Origin of the sequence: Pantoea agglomerans, from assembly GCF_020149765.1 — a bacterium.
GTDB lineage: Bacteria > Pseudomonadota > Gammaproteobacteria > Enterobacterales > Enterobacteriaceae > Pantoea > Pantoea alvi.
The window spans coordinates 1,440,352-1,461,662 of sequence record NZ_CP083809.1 but is presented as its reverse complement, the minus strand read 5'-3'; the positions used below and the strand labels follow the sequence as shown (position 1 = coordinate 1,461,662).

At 58.4% G+C, this 21,311-nt stretch carries 18 protein-coding genes; 13 read left to right on the top strand and 5 right to left on the bottom strand.

Annotation, left to right across the window (positions count from 1 at the left end; all coding sequences use genetic code 11):
- Window positions 1–128 precede the first annotated feature (128 nt).
- Complete coding sequence (fusA, locus tag LB453_RS09515) at window positions 129–2,225, bottom strand: elongation factor G (protein ID WP_103796806.1); 2,097 nt, start codon at window positions 2,223–2,225, stop codon at window positions 129–131.
- Between the two features lie 141 nt (window positions 2,226–2,366).
- Between fusA and LB453_RS09510 the strand changes: the two genes are divergently transcribed.
- Both LB453_RS09510 and LB453_RS09505 read left to right on the top strand, forming a co-directional pair.
- The gene (locus tag LB453_RS09510; RefSeq protein WP_103796805.1) at window positions 2,367–2,672 is read left to right on the top strand and encodes an ArsR/SmtB family transcription factor; all 306 of its coding nucleotides are present in this window, start codon (window positions 2,367–2,369) and stop codon (window positions 2,670–2,672) included.
- Window positions 2,673–2,744: 72 nt separating this feature from the next.
- Window positions 2,745–3,656 carry a ketopantoate reductase family protein gene (locus LB453_RS09505; RefSeq protein ID WP_103796804.1) on the top strand — a complete coding sequence of 304 codons (912 nt, stop codon included), beginning with the start codon at window positions 2,745–2,747 and terminating at the stop codon, window positions 3,654–3,656.
- Here LB453_RS09505 and LB453_RS09500 read toward each other — a convergent pair whose 3' ends face one another.
- On the bottom strand, window positions 3,657–4,436 hold the full coding sequence (locus LB453_RS09500) for a YdcF family protein (protein ID WP_103796803.1): 780 nt from the start codon (window positions 4,434–4,436) through the stop codon (window positions 3,657–3,659).
- Window positions 4,437–4,528: 92 nt separating this feature from the next.
- Between LB453_RS09500 and LB453_RS09495 the strand changes: the two genes are divergently transcribed.
- Window positions 4,529–5,590 carry a LacI family DNA-binding transcriptional regulator gene (locus tag LB453_RS09495; RefSeq protein WP_103796802.1) on the top strand — a complete coding sequence of 354 codons (1,062 nt, stop codon included), beginning with the start codon at window positions 4,529–4,531 and terminating at the stop codon, window positions 5,588–5,590.
- Window positions 5,591–5,662: 72 nt separating this feature from the next.
- Here the strand turns inward: LB453_RS09495 and tmaR are convergent, their stop codons facing one another.
- Window positions 5,663–5,983: a PTS system regulator TmaR gene (tmaR, locus tag LB453_RS09490; protein ID WP_103796801.1), complete on the bottom strand. Its 321-nt coding sequence runs from the start codon at window positions 5,981–5,983 to the stop codon at window positions 5,663–5,665.
- A 161-nt stretch (window positions 5,984–6,144) separates the two neighbouring features.
- Window positions 6,145–7,203 (bottom strand): FUSC family protein, encoded by a 1,059-nt coding sequence (locus LB453_RS09485; protein WP_199187348.1) that lies wholly within the window; start codon window positions 7,201–7,203, stop codon window positions 6,145–6,147.
- 207 nt (window positions 7,204–7,410) lie between these two features.
- Between LB453_RS09485 and LB453_RS09480 the strand changes: the two genes are divergently transcribed.
- Genes LB453_RS09480 through LB453_RS09470 form a run of 3 tightly spaced genes read left to right on the top strand, consistent with a single transcriptional unit; the run spans window position 7,411 to window position 11,134 of the window.
- The gene (locus LB453_RS09480) at window positions 7,411–8,163 is read left to right on the top strand and encodes a gluconate 2-dehydrogenase subunit 3 family protein (RefSeq protein WP_103796800.1); all 753 of its coding nucleotides are present in this window, start codon (window positions 7,411–7,413) and stop codon (window positions 8,161–8,163) included.
- Window positions 8,160–9,923 (top strand): GMC family oxidoreductase, encoded by a 1,764-nt coding sequence (locus tag LB453_RS09475; protein WP_103796799.1) that lies wholly within the window; start codon window positions 8,160–8,162, stop codon window positions 9,921–9,923. Before LB453_RS09480 ends, LB453_RS09475 begins: the two co-directional genes overlap by 4 nt.
- Window positions 9,920–11,134 (top strand): cytochrome c, encoded by a 1,215-nt coding sequence (locus LB453_RS09470; protein WP_103796798.1) that lies wholly within the window; start codon window positions 9,920–9,922, stop codon window positions 11,132–11,134. Before LB453_RS09475 ends, LB453_RS09470 begins: the two co-directional genes overlap by 4 nt.
- A 34-nt stretch (window positions 11,135–11,168) precedes the next feature.
- Here LB453_RS09470 and dacD read toward each other — a convergent pair whose 3' ends face one another.
- A complete protein-coding gene (gene dacD, locus LB453_RS09465) occupies window positions 11,169–12,332 on the bottom strand; it encodes a serine-type D-Ala-D-Ala carboxypeptidase DacD (RefSeq protein WP_199187351.1) in 1,164 nt (387 codons plus the stop codon).
- Between the two features lie 289 nt (window positions 12,333–12,621).
- On the opposite strand from dacD, the gene sbcB reads away from it, so the two are divergent.
- From sbcB to LB453_RS09430, 7 genes are all read left to right on the top strand, one after another.
- Window positions 12,622–14,052: an exodeoxyribonuclease I gene (sbcB, locus tag LB453_RS09460; RefSeq protein WP_103796796.1), complete on the top strand. Its 1,431-nt coding sequence runs from the start codon at window positions 12,622–12,624 to the stop codon at window positions 14,050–14,052.
- Window positions 14,053–14,712: 660 nt separating this feature from the next.
- Window positions 14,713–15,327 (top strand): helix-turn-helix transcriptional regulator, encoded by a 615-nt coding sequence (locus tag LB453_RS09455; RefSeq protein ID WP_224481704.1) that lies wholly within the window; start codon window positions 14,713–14,715, stop codon window positions 15,325–15,327.
- A 20-nt stretch (window positions 15,328–15,347) separates the two neighbouring features.
- Window positions 15,348–15,893, top strand: coding sequence for a fimbrial protein (locus LB453_RS09450; RefSeq protein WP_103796795.1), 546 nt, complete (start codon window positions 15,348–15,350; stop codon window positions 15,891–15,893).
- Window positions 15,894–15,992: 99 nt separating this feature from the next.
- Window positions 15,993–16,709 carry a fimbria/pilus periplasmic chaperone gene (locus tag LB453_RS09445; RefSeq protein ID WP_224481703.1) on the top strand — a complete coding sequence of 239 codons (717 nt, stop codon included), beginning with the start codon at window positions 15,993–15,995 and terminating at the stop codon, window positions 16,707–16,709.
- A 40-nt stretch (window positions 16,710–16,749) separates the two neighbouring features.
- Window positions 16,750–19,236 carry a fimbrial outer membrane usher protein gene (locus LB453_RS09440; protein ID WP_233215871.1) on the top strand — a complete coding sequence of 829 codons (2,487 nt, stop codon included), beginning with the start codon at window positions 16,750–16,752 and terminating at the stop codon, window positions 19,234–19,236.
- Between the two features lie 4 nt (window positions 19,237–19,240).
- Window positions 19,241–20,566, top strand: a complete 1,326-nt coding sequence (gene stbD, locus LB453_RS09435; protein ID WP_224481702.1) for a fimbrial usher protein StbD — start codon at window positions 19,241–19,243, stop codon at window positions 20,564–20,566.
- Entirely contained in the window at window positions 20,532–21,254 is a 723-nt protein-coding gene (locus LB453_RS09430) for a fimbrial assembly chaperone (protein WP_103796791.1), read from the top strand. Before stbD ends, LB453_RS09430 begins: the two co-directional genes overlap by 35 nt.
- Window positions 21,255–21,311: the final 57 nt, after the last annotated feature.

Sequence of the window (21,311 nt, the reverse complement as noted above, 5' to 3'; positions counted from 1 at the left end):
GCGCAAAGAGTCGAGCCGCGAAATGATTAAACGTCCGAAAAGGGGAAGTAAAACGAGAATAGTGACAATGGTTTGGCGCGAGGCGGGATTAGGGAAAGATGGCGTCCCTGCCATCATAGTTTAGCGGCTTAGTGGCGCGCGGCAATCACCGCGTCGGCTACCTGACGCGGCGCCTGCGCGTAGTGGGCAAACTCCATGCTGTAGGTGGCACGCCCCTGCGTCAGCGAGCGCAGCGCAGTCGAGTAGCCGAACATCTCCGCCAGCGGCACTTCGGCGCGGATAATCCGGCCGCCAAAATGCTCATCCATGCCCTGCACCTGTCCGCGACGCGACGAGAGATCGCCCATAATGCCGCCCGCATACTCTTCCGGCGTTTCAACTTCAACCTTCATTACCGGCTCCAGCAGCACCGGCTCCGCCAGCTTCGCGGCGGCGCGGAAGCCGAGGATGGCCGCCATGCGGAACGCCATCTCCGAGGAGTCGACGTCGTGATAAGAGCCGAAAGTGAGCGTCGCTTTGAGGTCCACAATCGGGTACCCGGCAATTACCCCGGTGTTAAGCGCCTCGCGGATCCCCTTCTCTACCGACGGGATATATTCGCGCGGCACCACCCCACCTTTGGTAGCGTCTTCGAAGACAAAGCCGCTGCCCGGCTCCAGCGGTTCCAGCGTCAGCACCACGTGGCCATACTGCCCTTTCCCGCCCGACTGCCGCACAAATTTTCCTTCCACGTCGCGCGCCGCTTTACGCAGCGTTTCGCGGTAGGTCACCTGCGGACGGCCGATATTTGCCTCAACGCCGAACTCGCGCTTCAGACGATCGACAATAATCTCCAGATGCAGCTCGCCCATGCCGGAGATAATCGCCTGACCGGACTCCTCATCGGTGTGCAGCCGGAACGAGGGATCTTCCGCCGCCAGCCGCTGCAAGGCCAGGCTCATCTTCTCCTGATCGCCTTTGGTTTTCGGCTCGATCGACAGCGAGATCACCGGTTCCGGGAATTCCATACGCTCCAGCGTAATAACGGCGTTGGGATCGCACAGCGTCTCGCCGGTGGTCACCTCTTTCAGCCCGACGCAGGCGGCGATATCCCCGGCGCGGATCTCCTCGATTTCATGGCGCGCGTTGGCATGCATCTGCACGATGCGACCGATGCGCTCTTTTTTGCCCTTTACCGCATTCCAGACGCTCTCCCCTTTGCGCAGCACGCCGGAGTAAACGCGCACAAAGGTAAGCTGGCCGACAAAGGGATCGCTCATCAGCTTGAACGCCAGCGCTGAGAAAGGCTCGTCATCGCCTGGATGCCGCTCCGCCTCATTGCCCTCTTCATCCACGCCTTTAATGGCGGGAATATCGGCGGGCGACGGCATCAGCTCGATCACCGCATCCAGCATGCGCTGCACCCCTTTGTTCTTAAAGGCGCTGCCGCACAGCATCGGCTGGATCTCGTTGCGCAGCGTGCGCTGGCGCAGGCCAGCGATAATCTGATCGTGCTCCAGATCGCCGCTCTCCAGCCAGGCCTCCATTAGCTCGTCGCTCGCCTCGGCGGCGGCCGAAACCATTTTTTCGCGCCAGAGCTTTGCCAGCTCCAGCAGCGCGTCGGGGATGGGCGCATAGCTAAAGGTCATGCCCTGCGACGCCTCGTCCCAGTAAATCGCCTGCATTTTCAGCAGATCGACCACGCCGCTGAAGTGCTCCTCCGCGCCGATAGGGATAACCATCGGCACCGGGCTGGCGCTGAGGCGATCTTTCATCATCTGCACCACGCGGAAGAAATCCGCCCCCTGGCGATCCATTTTGTTGACGAACGCCAGCCGCGGCACATGATATTTATTGGCCTGACGCCATACCGTTTCCGACTGCGGCTGCACGCCGCCGACGGCGTCATAGACCATAACCGCGCCGTCCAGCACGCGCATCGAGCGCTCGACTTCGATGGTGAAATCGACGTGGCCGGGCGTGTCGATAATATTGATGCGGTGCGGCGCGAAGCTGCCGTCCATGCCGGGCCAGAAGCAGCTGACCGCCGCCGAGGTAATGGTGATGCCACGCTCCTGCTCCTGCGCCATCCAGTCGGTCGTTGCGGCGCCATCGTGCACTTCACCCAGCTTGTGGCTCATTCCGGTGTAAAACAGGATGCGCTCGGTCGTGGTGGTTTTACCGGCATCGATATGCGCGGAGATGCCGATGTTGCGGTAACGCTCAACGGGAAGTGTTCGGGGCATGATGCGTCCTTAGTCAGATGACTGTCGGTGCGGCGCACAGGATTGCGCGCCGTCGAAAAGCAGCTTACGCTCACTGTACGACTAAATGCGAACAGTTTGAGCTATAATTGCGCAATTCATCGATCGTAGAACAGGAACGCCATGCTGGAAAATCATCCGCAGCCGCACGAGATCAAACTGGAGAACGTGCTGTTTGCCCTCGGCAACCCGATTCGCCTCGCCATTCTCCAGACCCTGGCGCAGCACGGCGAGCAGAGCTGCAACGCGCTGCGCGGCGAGATCGCCAAATCGACCATGACGCACCACTGGCGCGTGCTGCGCGACAGCGGCGTTATCTGGCAGCGCCCCGTCGGGCGGGAAAATCTGATTTCGCTGCGCCGCGACTGTCTGGATCAGCGCTTTCCCGGCCTGCTCCCCGCCCTGCTGGCGGCGATGGCGCAGCGCTGAGCAACGCGACGCTGGCAACCGCCGCCGTCAGGTTTTAAGGTAGGAGCCTCAACGGCTAAGGGAAAATCGATCATGCGCATTCTTATCGTGGGCGCCGGGGCTACCGGCGGATATTTTGGCGCGCGTCTGGCGCAGGCGGGACGCGATGTCACCTTTCTGGTGCGCGAGCGCCGTTTTAAACAGCTACAGGAGAACGGGCTGGTGCTGCGCACGCCGCAGGGCGTGGAGAAGCTGCAGCCGCAGCTGGCGCAGGCGGGCGCGCTGCGCGGCACCTGGGATCTGATTATCCTGACGGTAAAAAGTTTCGGCCTGGCGCAGGCGATGGAGGATATCGCGCCCGCTGTAGGTGAGCAGACGCTGATCATGCCGATCCTTAACGGTATGCGCCATTTCGACAGGCTGCGCGAGCGCTTTGGCGATAAGGTGATTGGCGGGCTGGTGAAAATTAACGCCACCCTGGGCGAACAGGGCGAAGTGGTGCAGATGACGCCGCTGCATCAGATCTACTACGGCGCGCTGGACGGCCGTAACGATGCGCGGCTGCAGCGCGTCGACGAGGCGTTGCGCACCGCCAGCGTTGACACGATCTTTTCCGACAACATTATCGGCGAGCTGTGGGAGAAGTGGCTGCTGCTGAGCACCCTCGGCGCGGTCTGCTGTCTGACGCGCGGCGATACGCGGCAGGCGTTGACCGCTGAGGGCGGTGAAGCGCTGCTGCGCGGCCTTTTCAGCGAAGTGCTGGCGACGATTACCGCCGACGGCTATCAGCCGCGGCCGGCGGTGACGGCGAAAATCTTTGAGCTGCTGAGCAATCCGGCCACGCCGATGACCTCTTCGATGTATCGCGACTTAAGCCAGGGTCAGGATATCGAAGCGGAACAGGTGATCGGCGATCTGGTGCGGCGCGCGGCGCGCAACGGCGTCAGCGTGCCGCTGCTTAACGCGGTGAACGTCAATTTGCAGGTCTATTTACAGAGCCGTTAATTAGCGCCCGGCCGCCAGCCGCGCCTGCACGGCGGGCAGCTGCATCAGGCGATGCCAGGCGGCGTCTACCGCGTCGGGCATCTCAACGTCGCCGAAGAAACCCGCGCCGCGCGGGCCGTAGCCCGTTTCATCGTTGCGCAGGCGCTGCACTTCGCCCATCAGCAGCTGGACAAAGCGCTCCAGCGACCACAGCCCCTGGGGCGGCGCGCCGGTAATGCGCGCCATACCGGAGTCGATCGTCACGACCGGGGTAAACACCGGCCAGTTGATAAAGCGCGGCGCGTCGTCGCGCTCGCGCCACTGCCAGCGAAAGGTAGCGTCGGTACGGCGCTGCAGCAGCGGGTCCTGGATCAGCACCACGCGCTGCGGCCGGAGCTGACGGGCGTCAAGCAGACGCTGGCTAAAGGCGGCATTTTCGCCGGAGTGGCGCGACGCGCCCTCCAGCAGCAGCTGCTCCTCGTCAAGGCCGCCGAAAACGCGGGCGATCGCCGCCAGCATCTGCGCCTCGCTTTTGCCGCGCGTCTCGATATCGCGATAGAGCGGATGCAGCGCCATCGCCTGCGCCAGCGCGCCGGTGGCGTGGCCGATGCCGCCGCTGAGCAGCAGAGGCAGCCCGAATTTTTTCGCCAGCGCTACCGCGCCCTCGATATTTGGCAGCACCGCGTGGCCTGCCAGTATCGCCATATCGGCTTCAATGTCGCCTTCGGCAGGCATATCGTCCAGCGCCAGCCAGGCGGCGATAAGATTAAGATCCTGAATAGCCTGAGGGTTAAGCTGCATCTCTCCTCCGTTCGGGTGATGCGCTGGCGCGACGATACGCCTGCGCGGCGAAATTTTGCTACACTGGCCGCCTCTGTCCTGTGGAGAAATCAATGACTTCCCGCGCTATCACTCTTGATGACGTCGCCCGCCTTGCCGGCGTCTCCTATCAGACCGTTTCCCGCGTGCTGAACCATTCGCCGCAGGTGTCGCCGCGCACGCGGGCGAAAGTGGAAGCGGCCATGCAGCAGCTCAACTATGTGCCAAACCGCGTGGCGCAGCAACTGGCGGGCAAAGCGACGCGCACCCTCGGACTCGCCACCAGCGATCTGGCGCTGATGGCGCCGGCGCAGATCGCCTCGGCGATCCAGCAGCGCGCCAGCCGCGCCGGTTATCACCTGGTGATCGCCATGCGCAGCCACAACAGCGCCGCCGAAACCGTCAACGAGCTGCTGGCGCAGCGCGTCGACGCGCTGATGATTAACCTGCCGCTGGCTGCTGCCGAAGCAGAGCAGATCCAGACGCTGTGCGGCGATAAGCCGGTTATTTTTATGGATGTCGAACCGCAGGCAAAGGTGGCGCAGTGTCAGTACTCTAACGCGCGCGGCGCGCGGGCCGCCGTCGAGCATCTTATGGCGCTGGGGCATCGCCAGATCGGCCTGCTGAACGGCCCGCCGCAGGCGATTTCGGCCCAGCTGCGCGAAGCGGCGTGGCGCGAGGCGCTGGCAACGCACCGGCTGACGCCCTTCTGCGTGCTGCAGGGCGACTGGAGCGCGCAGTCCGGCTACCGGGCGATGCTGCAGCAGCTGCCGGACCGCCTGCCGCAGGCGCTGCTGGTGGCGAACGATCAGATGGCGCTTGGGGCGATGCGCGCGCTGCATCAGCATGGCGTGGCAATTCCGGGTGAGATTTCGGTTGTCGGCTACGACGATACCGCCGAAAGCGCCTGGTATCAGCCGCCGCTGACCACGGTGCGTCAGGATCTGCAGGCGCTGGGGGAAGAGTGCGTCGAGACGCTGCTGGCGCAGCTGCAGGGTACATCGCCGCCCGCCAGCGTGCTGGAGCCGGCGCTGGTGCTGCGCGCCACTACCGCCGCGCCGGGCGGCGAAGGGCCCGACCGCGCGGCGCTGGCGCAGCAGCTGCAGCATATCGCGCGTCAGCTGCAGCAGGGCTAATGCAGCACTCACGCCGGTTTCAGAAGAAAAAAAACCCACGCTTCAGCGTGGGTTTTGTTATTCAGCCTGCGCTTACTGCGCTTTCGGCTCGCCCATCGCTTTCAGTTTTTTCGACAGATCGCGACGCTCTTTCGACAGATCGGCGTTTTTGATGATGTACTCATCCACGCGATCTTCATAGTCAGAGCGCATGGAAGCGATGATTTCCTGAATCGCCTCAATGCTCATGCCGGGCTTGATATATTCGCTCAGGTTGTCCAGCAGCAGAACGCGCTTCTGGTTATCACGGATTTTTTTCTCGTTATCAGTGATTTCACGCTGCAGTTTGTTTTTACGACGGAACATACGCACAAACTCCAGTACGTCCTGAAATGATTGCTTGGCATTTTCCATGGTGGCACCTTTTTTTGGGCCTGCTTACGCAGGGAGTAGAGTCATAACCTTCAGCTTAGCGGTTCGCCAGCCGGGGCGACAATTGTCGCCGCTAAAATCGGACTGGCGCTTATCTTAGCGCAAAGAATGCGCCTTTCGCATTAAGTCATTGTCCCTGGTGATTATTTGCGCAGCGCCAGACGAATCAAATCGGTCATGCGCTCCAGCTGCTTCGCCAGCTCCAGACTCAGCCAGACATAGCCATAGATCGGCGCCTCTTCCAGCCCTTCGCTACCCGCATCGGCGATCAGCTGCTTCAGCTCGCGGGTAATTTCCGTCAGCTCGTGGCTGTTAGCCACCACCTCGTCGGTCTCGCCGCGCAGCGCCAGCGCCGAGAGCGCAAGCAGCGTTTTTTCGGTCATCTGCTGGGTGCGCCGCAGCGTCGGCGCGTTGAGCAGAATAAGATGCGTTTCGCGCGAGGCCCACCAGGCTTCGATCTGCATCTCCACCGTATTAACCATATTGCGGTTGATGGTCTGAATCGCCTCGAACACCGATTTGGGAATACGCGTCTCTTTGCTCGCCGGCACCAGCAGCGCGCGCATTTTCACAACGCTGGTCAGCAGCTTGCCCAGCGGCTTTTTCAGGCGCGGCTTCTCTATCAGGTTTGAGGAAAAGCCGGCGTGATAAATTTTAGCGATCTCCGCCAGCGAGTCCGACAGCTGGATGCGCCAGTGGGTATAGGCGCGCTGCGCCCAGATGGCGCTAAACAGCAGCGCCAGCAGCGAGCCGAGGATAACGTCACCGCCGCGCCACAGCGCCACGGTGAAATCGCCCGCCGGTGCGCCCACCACCACGCCCAGGGTTATGCCGATCAGCAGCGCCATATAGGGATGCTTCCCTAACGTCAGGTAGCCGCACACAATCATAACCACGCCGCACCATGCCAGCATCACCGGCAGCGACATCAACTCCAGCTTGAGGGCGATCAGGCCAGAGATCAATCCGGCGAAGGTGCCGCAGATGCGCTGAATAGCGCGCGGGAAGACGTTCCCCCAGGTGGAGATAGGCCCCATCACCACCACCAGCGTAATCAGCGGCCAGGTGCCCTCGGGAATGCCGGTGAGCCGCACCAGCAAAAAGGTGAGTAAAAAGGCGATGGCGATACGGACGCCATGCACGCTGCGGTAGTGGCGATAGAACCAGAACTCGATATTCGATATGGGCTTATCTGGACGCAAGATGGCTTTCCGGCTGAGGATCATAAAGTGCGCTATTTTATCCCATGACGTTGCTAAGGCTTACTGCCGCTTCTACATTTCAATACAGTTTTGACACCTTCTTACAATTATCAACATTGTCTTTACAAGCACCCAAAACCATAAAAACAACCACATAACTACTTCGCTTATTTTCGTTTAATTGATAACACGACAAAAGGAAGCGACATGAGAAAAAGAGCCAAAACGCTGCCGGGCGTAACGCGACGCCAGGTATTGACCTGGTCTACGCTGGGTGTAGCCGCTACCGTCACCCGCGCGGCGGACGCCGTCTCCCTGAAGGGTTCGCCGGGCTGGACGCCCTTCTCCGATAACCCGCCTGAAACCTTCGACCAGCCCGGCTGGCTCTTTTTTACCCAGGAAGAAGCTGAAACCATTGAGGCTATCGTCGATCGTCTGATCCCCGCCGACGAGCTGAGCGTTGGGGGCAAAGAGGCGGGCTGCGCGCAGTTTATCGATCGCCAGCTGCACGGCGCTTACGGCACCTTTGAGCGCATTTATATGGAAGGGCCGTTCCAGAAAGGCACCACCGAACAGGGCGATCAGTCTCCGCTGGTGCCGCAGCAGCGCTACCGCCAGGGCATCGCCGCCCTTAACCGCTATGTGCAGCAGACCTCGCAAAAGTCGTTTAAGGCATTAACCCCGGCACAGCAGGACGCGCTGCTGGCCGCCATGGAGGCGGGCAAAGTGCACTTCGACGGTTTCGACGCCCAGTCGCTGTTTATCGAGGTGCTGAACAACACCATGGAGGGCTTTTTTGCCGATCCCATCTACGGCGGCAATCGCGATATGGCCTCCTGGAAGATGCTGGGCTTTCCCGGCGCGCGCTACGACTACCGCCCCTATATCGAGCGCCATAACCAGGATCTGCACCTTGAACCCATCAGCATCGGCCAGTGGAAAGGCAGGGAGAAGCCATGAAAAAACTCCCTAAAACGGATGTCGTGGTCATCGGCCTCGGCTGGGCAGGCTCGATTATCGCCAATGAGCTGGCCGATGAAGGGCTGGAGGTGATCGGCATTGAGCGCGGGCCGTGGCGCGATACCGCGCGCGATTTTAATATCGGGACGGTCACCGACGAGCTGCGCTATGTCATGCGCGAAGAGCTGATGCTGCGCACGCGCCAGAATACCTGCACCATGCGCAATAACCCGTCGCAGACCGCGCTGCCGATGCGCACCTGGGGCTCTTTTCACCCCGGCAACGGCACCGGCGGCGCCGGCAACCACTGGGCGGGTATTACCTTTCGCTTCCAGCCGCACGAATTCCAGCTAAAGAGCTACCTCACCGAGCGTTACGGCGCCGACGCGATGCCCGGCGAGCTGACTTTGCAGGACTGGGGCACCACGTGGGAAGAGATGGAGCCGCACTATATGCAGTTTGAGCGCGTGGCGGGCACCTCCGGCTACGCGGGCAACCTCAACGGCGAGAAGCGCGCCGGCGGCAACCCGTTCGAAGGCCCGCGCAGCGGCGAATATCCGACGCCGCCGCTGCGTCAGCCTTACGGTCCGACGCTGTTCGCGCAGGCGGCAAAAGAGATGGGCTATCAGCCCTTCCCGGTGCCCTCTTCGCTGGTCTCCGAGGCCTATACCAATCCCTACGGCGTCACCATGGGGCCCTGCACCTTTTGCGGCTTCTGCACTAACTACGGCTGCGCCAACTACTCCAAGGCCAGCGCGATTACTACCGTGCTGCCGGCGCTGATGCGCAAAGAGAACTTCACCGCCTATACCAACTGTGAAGTGCTGGAGGTGCTGACCGACTCCAGTGGCAAAAAAGCGACCGGCGTGACCTACGTCGACTCTTCTGGCGATACCTGGGAGCAGCCAGCCGATCTGGTGATCGTCGCCGCCTTTACCTTTGAGAACGTGCGCCTGATGCTGCTTTCACGCATTGGTGAAGCCTACGATCCGGTTACCAACAAGGGCACCACCGGCCGCAACTACGCCTACCAGACCGCCAACAACGTGACGCTGTTTTTCGATGACAAGAACTTTAATCCCTTTATCGGCGCGGGCGCGGTCGGCATGGGCATCGATGAGTTCAACAACGATAACTTCGACCACAGCGGCCTCGGCTTCTTCGGCGGCGGCAGCATCCGCGTGACGCCCATCGGCGCCGCGCCCATCGGCTACCGTCCGCTGCCGCCCGGCACGCCGAAGTGGGGCTCGAAATGGAAGCGCGCGCTGAAAGATAACTACCTCAGCACCATGTCCATCGGCTGCGAGGCGAGCAGCTACACCACCCGCACCAACTATCTTTCGCTCGATCCCAACTACAAAGATCCGCACGGCCGCCCGCTGCTGCGTATTACCTTCGACTTTTCGCACAACGATCTGAAGATGGCGCAGTACTGCACCGGCAAGGTGGCGGAGATCGCCAAATCGATGAATCCGCGCGAGATGATCGTTAAGCCGATGACCGGCCACTGGAGCAGTGTGCCCTATCAGTCCTCGCACGTGGTCGGCGGTTTTGTGATGGGTGCCGACCCCAGCACCAGCTCCGTTAACAAGCATCTGCAGGTCTGGGACGTGCCCAACCTCTTTGTGGTGGGCGCCTCCGCCTTTCCGCAGAATCCCGGCTATAACCCGACCGGCACCGTCGGGGCGCTGGCGTTTAAGGCGGCGCACGCCATCCGCACCTGGTATCTGCAACGTCCAGGGGAGATGATTACCGCATGAAAACGCTGAATGCACTCTCCGCCGCGCTGCTGCTCGCCGTCAGCCTCGGCAGTCAGGCGCAGCCGGAGTATGACCAGTATGCGCGCGGCAGCTACCTCGCTACCCTCGGCGACTGCACCGCCTGTCATACCACCGATGCGAAGCAGCCCTATGCGGGCGGCGTCAAGATTACCACCCCGTTTGGCGTGCTGGCCGGCGCCAATATCACGCCGGATCGCGAGACCGGCATCGGCGACTGGAGCTATGACGATTTCCGCCGCGCCATGACGGAAGGTATCGGCCACAACGGCAAACGGCTCTACGGCGCGATGCCCTTTACCGCCTACACCAAAATGTCCGAGAAGGATTTGCAGGATCTCTGGGCGTGGATACAGACGCTGCAGCCGATCCACCATGAAGTTGAGACCAACCAGCTGCCCTTCCCCTTTAATATCCGCACCAGCCTGATTGCCTGGAACTGGCTTAACTTCGATAAGGGCACTTTTATACCCGACGCGAAAAAGTCAGCGGAGTGGAACCGCGGTGCTTACCTGGTACAGGGACTCGGCCACTGCGGCACCTGTCACACCTCGAAAAACTTTCTTGGCGGTGACAAAGGCGATCGCTTCCTGAGCGGAAGCGAGGTAGAAGACTGGTACGCGCCAAATCTCGGCGCGGATGACCATACCGGACTGGGCAAATGGACCCAGGAGGATATCGTCAGCTATCTGCGCACCGGCGTAAACCGCTACGCCATCGCTTCCGGTCCGATGGCCGATGCGGTGCGCCACTCGACCCAGTACTGGCGCGACGAGGATCTGCGCGCGGTCGCGACCTTCCTGAAAGAGGGTAAAACCCACGATGAAGAGGTGCCGCAGCCGCTGGCCGCCAGCGACGAGCGCATGAAGCTCGGCGCACAGATTTACGAGGCGAAGTGTTCCGCCTGCCACAGCCCCGGCGGGCGCGGTGAGAAGAATATCTTCCCACAGCTGGCGTCAAATCCGCTGGTTAATCAGCCGAACGCGACCTCGCTGATCCGCGTGGTCAGCGCGGGCAGCCGCGGCGTCGATACCGACGCGCGGCCCACCGCGCCGGCGATGCCCGCCTTTGCCGGCGTGCTGGATGACGAGCAGATCGCTGCGGTGCTCACCTGGGTGCGTAACAGCTGGGGCAACGCCGCCGCGCCGGTGTCGGCGAGCGACGTCAAAGCGGTAAAAGAGGAGCTGAAGTAGCGCAACAGGCGGCACGGAGGCCGCCTCTCCTGAATTAAAGCTTCTGCTTCAGGTAGTCCTGAATGCGCGTGATAACGCCCGCTTCCTCTACTGCATTTAGCGTGACCAGCGGATAGCTCGCCAGCTGCTTATCTTTGTCGAGCACCTGAATCTCACCGATGGTTTCGTTGGCCTTGAGCGGCGCTTCGAGATCCTGACGGTTAATCACATACTTGGCCTTCACGTTCGCAATCTCACTGCGCGGCAGCGACAGGAAGACGTCCTTAGCGGTACCCACCGCGACGCTGTGCGGATTACCGTACCAGACGTTTTCGGTGCCAATCTTTTTACCGGCGTGGAACAGCTGCACGGTGTCAAAGGTGTTCTGGCCCCACACCAGCAGCTTACGCGCCTGCTCTTCGCGCCCTTTCGCGCTTTTGCCACCCATAATTACCGCAATCAGGCGGTGCTGGCCCACCACATTTGAGGCGATGATATTAAAGCCTGCCGTTGCGGTATGGCCGGTTTTCAGGCCGTCGACGTGCAGGTTATTATCCCACAGTAAGCCGTTACGGTTGTTCTGCGTAATCCCGTTCCAGCTCAGCGTCTTCTCGCTGTACATCGCATAAAAATCGGGCTCCCCCTGGATAATGGCGCGGGACAGAATGGCCATATCGCGCGCAGAGGAGAACTGGCCCGGCGCGTCAAGGCCGTGAACGGTTTCAAAATGGGTATTGGTCAGACCGAGCTTCTGTACGTACTGATTCATCATATTGACGAAGCTCTGCTGGCTGCCCGCGACGTAATCGGCCAGCGCCACGCAGGCGTCATTGCCGGAGTCGATAATAACGCCGCGGCTGAGGTCGCGCACCGTGACCTTGTCGCCGGGCTTAATGAACATCAGGGACGAGCCTTTAAATACCGGGTTGCCGGCAGCCCAGGCATCTTTGCCCACGGTGACCACGTCATCGCGGCTAATTTTTTTCGCATCAATGGCGCGATCCACCACGTAGCCGGTCATCAGCTTGGTCAGACTGGCCGGGTTGCGGCGCTCGTCCGGATTGCCTGCGGTCAGCACCTGTCCGGTGGTGGCGTCCATCAGAACCCAGGAAGCGGCATCAATAGACGGGGGCGTCAGGGGAAACGGCATATCGTCGGCCTGCGCCAGCGACGCCAAAAAGAGAGTTCCAGTTACAGTAATCAACAGACGCCTTTTCAACACTCAATCCTCAGGGTTACGGGGAAAACAGCGGCTCGTTTTACGGCAAAAGGGTTGAACAGGTTTGATTAAATTGAAAAAAAATGTGATCGGCTGCGGAGCGGGTTTCTGACTGCGGGCCAGCTTACCCTGTCTGCATCCGCATCCGTAACTTCTGACCGACTCTAATATGGTTTACCATGTAGAGAGCAGCGTCACACCGCGCCATCATTTTGCTATGGAGAAACAGGCCAGATACCCGCCGCGAGAGGACATAGCATGAATACACATATATCAACGGTAATGAACATTGAAAAACGATCGCGCACAATTTACGTTTCTCTTTCACGATTACGAAACCTTCGGTAAAAGCCCGTCGCTCGATCGTCCGGCACAGTTTGCCGGGCTGCGCACCGACAGCGACTTCAATCCGGTCGGCGAACCGCAAATTTTCTACTGCCGCCCCGCCGATGATTACCTGCCCCAGCCGGAAGCGGTGATGATCACCGGCATTACGCCGCAGGTCGCGCGGACGCGCGGCGTGTCAGAAGCGGAGTTTGCTGCGCGCATCTATGCGCTGTTTACCGAAGAGCAGACCTGCGTAGTGGGCTACAACAATGTGCGCTTCGATGATGAAGTCACCCGCAATATCTTCTACCGTAACTTTTTCGATCCCTATGGCTGGAGCTGGCAGAACGGCAATTCCCGCTGGGATCTGCTGGATGTGATGCGCGCCTGTTATGCGCTGCGCCCCGACGGCATTGTCTGGCCAGAAAACGACGAGGGCTTTCCCAGCTTTAAGCTGGAACATCTCACCAAAGCCAACGGCGTGGCGCACGAAAACGCGCACGACGCCATGTCCGACGTCTATGCCACGCTGGCCATGGCAAAGCTGGTTAAAGAGAAGCAGCCGAAGCTGTTCGAGTTTCTGTTTACCCACCGCAATAAAAATAAGCTGATGACGCTTATCGACATCCCTCAGATGAAGCCGCTGGTCCACGTCTCCGGCATGTTCGGCGCGGCGCGCGGCAATACCAGCTGGGTCGTCCCGCTGGCCTGGCATCCCGATAACCGCAACGCCCTGATTGTGGCCGATCTGGCGGGTGATATGTCACCGCTGCTGGAACTGGACGCCGATGCGCTGCGCGAGCGGCTCTATACGCGCAAAAGCGATCTGCCCGAAGAGGCCGCAGCGGTACCGATTAAGCTGGTGCATATCAACAAGTGCCCGGTGCTGGCACCGGCGAACACCCTGCGTCCGGAAGACGCGGCGCGCCTGGGCATCGATCGTGAAGCCTGCCTGGCGAATCTGGCGCTGCTGCGTCAGCACGCTGAGGTGCGCGAAAAAGTGGTCACGCTCTACGCCGAAGCGGAACCCTTCACCTCACCGGACGATGTTGATGCGCAGCTTTATGACGGCTTCTTTAGCGACGCCGATCGCGCAGGAATGAATATTCTGCGACAGACCGCGCCAGCGAATCTGCCCGCGATGGATCTCACTTTTCAGGATGCGCGTATTGCGAAGCTGCTGTTCCGCTACCGCGCCCGCAATTTCCCCGGCACGCTGGATGACGCCGAGCAGCAGCGCTGGTTGCAGCATCGCCGCGAGGTGCTGAACGCTGAACGCGTACAGGCCTTTTTGCTGGAGCTGGAGTCGCTGGCCACGCTGCATGAGGATGATGCCGCGAAGATGGCGCAGCTGAAAGCACTCTATCTTTATGCGCAGGAGCTGGTCTCCTGATAATCGCATCCAGCAGGGTTCTCCGCCCTGCTGGCCCTGATGATATTGCTCTTATTTTAACTTCCCCTTCTTGCTTACCACCCTTCCCGTCGTGACCGTTTAATTCGCGCCCTTTTATAACGTTCAAAATAATATGGAAAAATCCTATATTCCATTTATTGATTTTATTAAACAAAAGCGAGATGGACATTTATTGATAAAATCTGCGACTCAAAAAATGTAAGATTCGTCTAATCTGGAAACCAGCTGCATCTTTAAGAAAACAAGAACTTTTAAGAATAAATAGTAGCAGCGGCATCAATTCTGGCTATATATCTCCGTAAAGTTAGCGTTTCAAGTATTAAGTTCGGTTATGCGATTCCGCTGCCTGCTTGCTGATTTTAGTTTTTTAGCAATTAGTGCGATATTTTCTTTGATCGTCTGGCAACGTTTTACCGAATATTCTTAATCGCCGAGGAGAATTCCTAACTCTTAATAACGAATTTAAAAATTAAACTGCACCAGATTGAGAAATCTCAATGATCTTCTCACTGTTTTATCCTTTTGGCACATAAGAATTTTCTTAACAAACAAAACGCGCGATTTTTTTAACTTATTGAAACTCAAGGGGTAAGATGCCAGGATAGGCTCAACTCTCTTAGCATGCGGATAAATCAGCCTATGAGAAATATCACCAGAGAGGATTTGTGCTGCGCCAGCTGCAAATACAGCTGCCAGTTAATAAGCCACGATAATGAAGTTATTAATCGATGCCCTATACAGAAGATAGCAATATGGCCCGACGGCAATTACTTTCTCAAAAAAGGTATACTCTCCCTGGTGGCAGGACGCTATGAGAGCATATTTTGCAGAGGGTGTATTTTTGTTGATTTTTCCATATTTCGTCTTCGTTACTTCACCAATAATAACTGGCTGGATTATCTTAAATCGACAGGTTTAAACATCATTATTGTTAGCGATCGACCTATGGCCCCGCTGGCGGCCTACTGGAGCAGAAACGGAAATATTCATTCCGTTATCTACTGTGGCGGGCCAATAGAGAACATCAAAAAATCGATCAACCTTTATTATTATGGTTTAAAAGGAGGAGAGACCGGAAAAAAAGTGAATGCGCTGTCCAGTGAAGAGGTAGAACTGCTGGATTTTGCAAGAAATGGATATTCACTTTCATCAATAGCCAAAAGAATGAATCTCGACGTAAAAAAAGTATACAACATGAAAGAATCCGTTCGGAGAAAAACCGGACGCAGCCTTAATCAGCTGCTTTCATGCTAATGAATATAAAGGATTATCTAATGAAAACTAAATTTACTCTATCTACATTGACGTTATTTATTGGCGGTTTATTTATCTCTGCATCAGCGAACGCCGCGTCTGAAAACACCATTAATTTCCAGGGTGAAGTGGCTGACGAAACCTGCTCTATTGCCGTAAACGGTAATACGGCTACACCGGTAGTGAGTATGCCGACCGTCAGTAAAAAAGAGCTGGCGGCCAGCGGCGCTACCGCAGGACAAACCAGCTTTACCGTTGGCTTAACCGGCTGCACCGGCGGCGGCGGCAGTTCGACCAAGGTCTCAACGGTATTTATCGGCAACAACGTCAGCTCCACCGGTAATCTTCTTAATGCCGGCACGGCGCAAAACGTGGAAGTTCAGCTGCTCGATCCCGCCGACGCCGTGATTAATCTGACAGGCGGTTATACCGGCAACGGCGACCTGACGCTGGCAACAGGTGCGACCGAAGCATCTGCCACCTACAACGCGCAGTACTACGCCACCGACGCCGTAACCGCGGGCACGGTGACAGCTTCACTGCAGTACGCCGTTACCTACCAGTAATGATCAAATCAGTGCGTACCTGTTGATCGGTACGCACTGTCCATCGGTGAGACCCTGGGTATGTTCTCTTTTATCAAATCCACGCAGCTAACTATTTTTATGCTGTTGCTTACCACTGCCTCTGCGCAGAGCAGCGTAACCATGGTGGGAAGCCGTATTATTTATCCGGCAAAGGCTGCTTCAGTAGACGTTCAGTTTAAAAACAACGATGACTTTCCCTACGTTATTCAGGCCTGGTTTGACAAGGGAAATATAGATTCCCAGCCTCAGCAGGAAAGCGGTGTTCCCTTTGTCGTCACGCCGCCTGTGTTTCGCATTCAGCCAAACGCGGGACAGATAGCGCGCATAATTTTTACCGGCAACGCATCACTGCCGGCCGATCGTGAATCGCTTTTTTGGTTTAACACCCTGCAAATCCCCCCAACCCAGCGCGGCGTGGAGAGCAAACAAAATGCCATGACGGTCATGTTACGCAACAGGGTGAAACTCCTTTATCGCCCGGCCGCTATTGGTAAGCCCGACAACATTCTTAAAGGCGTGCAGGTTAACTATGTTTTTGACCCTGCGCGAGGCAGCGGCATTGAAATTAATAATGCCCAGCCCTGGCATCTGTCGCTGGTTTCCCTCTCACTCCAGCTGGCAGGACAAAAACAGCGTACCGACGGGCAGGCCATCGCGCCATATACCAAAAAGACCTTCTGGTTCAATAACATTAAACAACGCTTGCAGGGCGCAGGCACGGCAACCCTTGCCGCGATAAACGATCAGGGAGCAAGAATAAGTGAAGTTTTTGCGGTTAAATCCCAGCAGCCTTAAATTAAATTCTTTTGTTTTAGGTGTTTCTGCGTCTTTTTGCCTGCCGGCATACAGTGAGGAATATTACTTTGACGCCTCTCTTTTCAAGGGTTCCGCTTTCGGACAAAACATTGAGCAGTTTAATCACGGCACCATTGCGGCTGGCGATTACCTGGTCGATCTCTGGTTAAATAACCGCTTAGTAAAATCTGGCGTAAAGCTGACCTTTGTCGCGTCTGACGCCAATAAAAATGCAGAGCCCTGTCTGCCTCGCTCACTGCTTGAAATGATACAGGTCAGGCTAAACAGCGTGGTTAACGTCAGCGAGCGCTGCGCGCCTCTCACCACATGGGTGCCGACGGGCAGCTGGGCGTTTGATCCTGCCGCGCTGCGCCTGCAGCTGACTATTCCGCACTCCGCCCTGAACAGAACGCCGCGCGGCTATATTCCGCCGTCGCAGTGGGATAAGGGCATCAGCGCGCTTTTTTTGCGTCACAACACCAACTATAGCTGGACGGAAAACAGCAGCGCCCACTATCGCTATCAATATTTATGGAGCGGCATCACCGCAGGAACCAATATTGCCACCTGGCAGCTGCGCCATCAGGGAAATTTACGCTATATGAGCAGCAGCACCGACGGCGGACGTTACCGCTACAACAGCGTTCGCAGCTGGGTTCAGCATCCCGTTGAACGCATTAACAGCCTGATGACCCTTGGCGACAGCTACACCGACAGCTCGCTGTTTGGCAGCCTGGCGTTTAACGGTATTCGCCTCGCAACCGACAAGCGAATGTGGCCGCAGGGCCGCCGGGGATATGCCCCGGAGATCCACGGCATCGCCTCGTCTAACGCGCGCGTTATCGTCAGGCAGATGAACAGCGTGATATATGAAACCAGCGTGCCGCCTGGCCCATTCGTGATCGACGATCTCTATAACACCCGCAACCAGGGCGATCTGGAGGTAGAGGTCATCGAAGCCAACGAAAAAACCTCCTCTTTCACCGTGCCCTACTCGTCCGTGCCCGACTCGGTGCGCCCGGGTAACTGGCACTATTCGCTGGCGCTGGGACGGGTTCGCCAGTATTACGCGGTGCAAAACCACTTTTTCGAGGGTATTGTGCAGCACGGTCTCAGCAACAGCCTGACCACCACGCTTGGCACCCGGATGGCCCAGGATTACCAGGCCTGGCTGCTGGGCGGCGTCTGGGCAACCGAGGCTGGCGCAGTGGGCCTGAATACCACCTTCTCCCAAGCAAAGGCGGAGAATAACGATCGCACCTCAGGCTGGCGCGCAGAGCTGAGCTACAGCAAGACCTTTGAGACCGGCACCAATCTGGTGCTCGCCGCCTGGCGCTACTCCACCAGCGGCTTCCGCGATCTGCAGGATGTGCTGGGCGTGCGGCGCGAGCAGCAGGCAGGCATCCGCTACTATTCCGATTCGCTGCACCAGCGTAACCGCCTGTCGGCAACGCTTAGCCAGTCGGCGGGCGACTATGGCCTGTTCAGCCTGAGCGCCAGCACCGCCGACTATCACGATAATCAGTCGCGTATTACGCAGCTTCAGCTCGGCTACAACAACAGCTGGCATAACATCAGCTATAGCCTCAACGTGGCACGCCAGCGCACCGCCTGGATAAGCCGCAGCCTGCGCGATCGCAGCGATAATGACGATCTCAGCCGCCGCCAGAAATATACCGAGAACACCCTCTCCCTGAATATCTCTGTGCCGCTCGACTGGGGCAAAGGACTCGCCTCTGTGGCCTATAACTACAACCAGTCAAAGCAGAGCCGCAGCTCAATGGTCTCGCTGACCGGTTCCGCCGGTGAACAGCGCGACCTTAGCTACTCGCTCTACGCCGGTCGCGACAGCTACCGCAGAGGTGCTGAGGGCGAGGCCACCTCCTTTGGCGGCAATCTACAGCAGAATACCCGCGTCGGGGCGCTGCGTGCCAGCTATGGTCAGGGCAATGACTATCGTCAGCTGGGATTAGGCACATCAGGCACGCTGCTGTTCCATCGCGGCGGCGTAACCGCCGGCCCCTACGCCAGCGATACCTTTGCTCTGATCCACGCCGAGGGCGCGCAAGGTGCCGTCGTGCGCAACGGTCAGGGCGCGGTGATCGATCGCTTTGGCTACGCCATTTTGCCGTCGTTAACCCCCTACCGCGAAAATAGCGTCAGCCTTGACACGCTAAATATGCGTACCGACACCGAGCTGAGCGGCGGCAGCAAGCGGGTGGTGCCCTATGCCGGTGCCGTCAGCCGGGTCAGCTTCGCCACGCTCCGAGGCAAAGCGGTGCTGATTTCCCTTTCCACCACCGATGGCGAGACGCCCCCCATGGGCGCAGAGGTGCGTGACGCCGATAAGGTTCTGGTGGGCGTAGTCGGTCAGGGCGGTCAGCTTTATGCCCGCGTGCCTCACGACTCCGGCACGCTGAAGGTGAGCTGGAATGAACAGAAAAGTGCCTGCCTGGTCAGCTATCAGGTTAGCGGGCGTCAGCAATCGGATCTTATCCCGCTCAACGGGTCATGCAGGAAGGAGTAATAGAATGAGATTAAAACAGACGCTGCTGGCGCTTATCCTGTTGTTCCCCACCGCGCTCTGGGCGGAGTGTATCAAGGTGACCAGCACCTCTTCGCTCTCAGCGGATGCCATCGCCGCGGGCTACACCGCCGCCAACTGGGCGGGTGCCTGCGATACCTGCTCTGGCAATATTGGCCTGCCGTCGGTGATTAGCATTAACAACGGCAGCGCCTTTCAGCCCGCCGGTACCCTGCTGGCCAGCGCGGTGGGTTCCTTCCCCACCGCCGCCAGCGACTCCCCCTACATGCCAAACCAGATCCTTTTTCGCTGCGCGGCAGAGGATGCGGGGAGCCTGTATGAGATGTACGCCACTAACGGCAGCAGCACCTATTCGGGTAAAAACATCAGCCACGAAGTGGAGGGGGCTTACTACGATGCGGCGAGAAATGTGGCCGTACGCATGACCAATCTTTCCACCGGCGAGTACTACAGCCGCTACAGGAAATCGCGTCAGCTTAGCGCCAGCAGCTGGTACAGCGACGGCACCTATATCTATATTCCGGCCAGCGCCTTCAGCAATGTGCTCTATGAGATGTTTAAAATCGACTCCATTGAGTATTACGTCAACGGCACCCGTTATTATGTCGATACCTGGGCGCAGCCGCGTGGCTATATCGCCTTTAAAGGGCCGGGGTTACTCGCTGAGAGCCTGGGGGACGGCCAGGACAGCGCCAGTAACTGGAGCGGCTGGAATAGTGCCGAATGGCCCGGCGCCTGGAGCACCTATAAAAGCGTTACCTACGTGCGCGGCGCGCTGTGTGAGGTAAAAGACTATCCCTCTGTGGTGCGGCTTCCCCTTATCACCGTCGGCGAGCTGGCCGAAGGCAACAGCAGCCAGACGCCCTTCTCCGTCTCTGTCCGGTGTGAGGCGGAGGCGAGCTCCGGCACCTTACCCTCATCCGAATTCGTTTCCAGTGTAGCGATGGGGTTTCTCGTCAATCAGCCTAACGCCGTCACCCAGGCGACCCGGCTGGGGCTGGTCAACTCCGGCGGCGGGCTGACCTGGCTGCTCGATACCCGCTATGGCAGCAGCGGCGTCGCCTCCGGCGTCGGGATAAAGATCTATGACGCGAAAGGGCGTGCGCTCAATTTACTGCCCGACCTCAGCTCAACCGGCACGGGCAACAGCCGGGGCTGGTATGGCTATAAAGAGTTAACCTCGCAGGTCTCTTCGGGGACGGGCAATATTTACAGCGGCGATTTTATCGCTTCGCTGGAAGCGATAAACGGTCAAACCATAACGGCAGGAGCGGTGAATGCGCAGTTACAGGTGGTGGTTAGTTTTCAGTAAGGCGCTGGCGCTTTTTGCTCTGCTGCTCGCCTTTCAGGCGCGCGCGGTGGTAAATGTGGATAAGACGCGCCTGGTTTTTAACCAGGAGGAGATCAGCCAGACGCTGAATCTGAAAAACGGCGCGGAGAGTCCGACTATCGTGCAGATCTGGAGCGATGAGGGAGACATCATGCTCTCTCCCGAACTCAGCAAAACGCCGCTGATTGCGCTGCCGCCGGTGATGAAAATGTCCCCCGGCGAACTGCGCTCGGTTCGGGTAATGTTAACCAGCAAAGCCGGTCTGGCCACCGACCGGGAGAGCCTTTACTGGCTTAATATTTATCAGATTCCGGCGCTGGAAAAGTCCTCAGAAAAGGCAGAGAGGAAGGTGGTTTTACCTTTGCGTATCCGCCTGAAAGTCTTTATTCGCCCTGCGGGCCTCGCCGCGCCTCAGCCAGCAGATATGCAAAAACTCCGCTTTGTGGTGCAGGGCAAGACGCTGAAGATCGTCAATCCCCAGCCCTGGTTTATTACCCTGCGACTGCGGGTCGGTGACAAACTCCGTCTGGATAATCTGATGATGGCACCGCACGCTCAGCACGCTGTGCCGCTGGATAAAACCCTTACGCCCGGCGAGAAAGTCAGTTTTAGCGTGTTAGAAGATGACGGCAATCCCATCTCCTTTCAGGGGGTGGTTTCCGCCTCCTGAGCCTTCGGCGGCGTAAGGAGCAAAAAAAAAGGGTGAGGCTGACGCCCCACCCTTTTT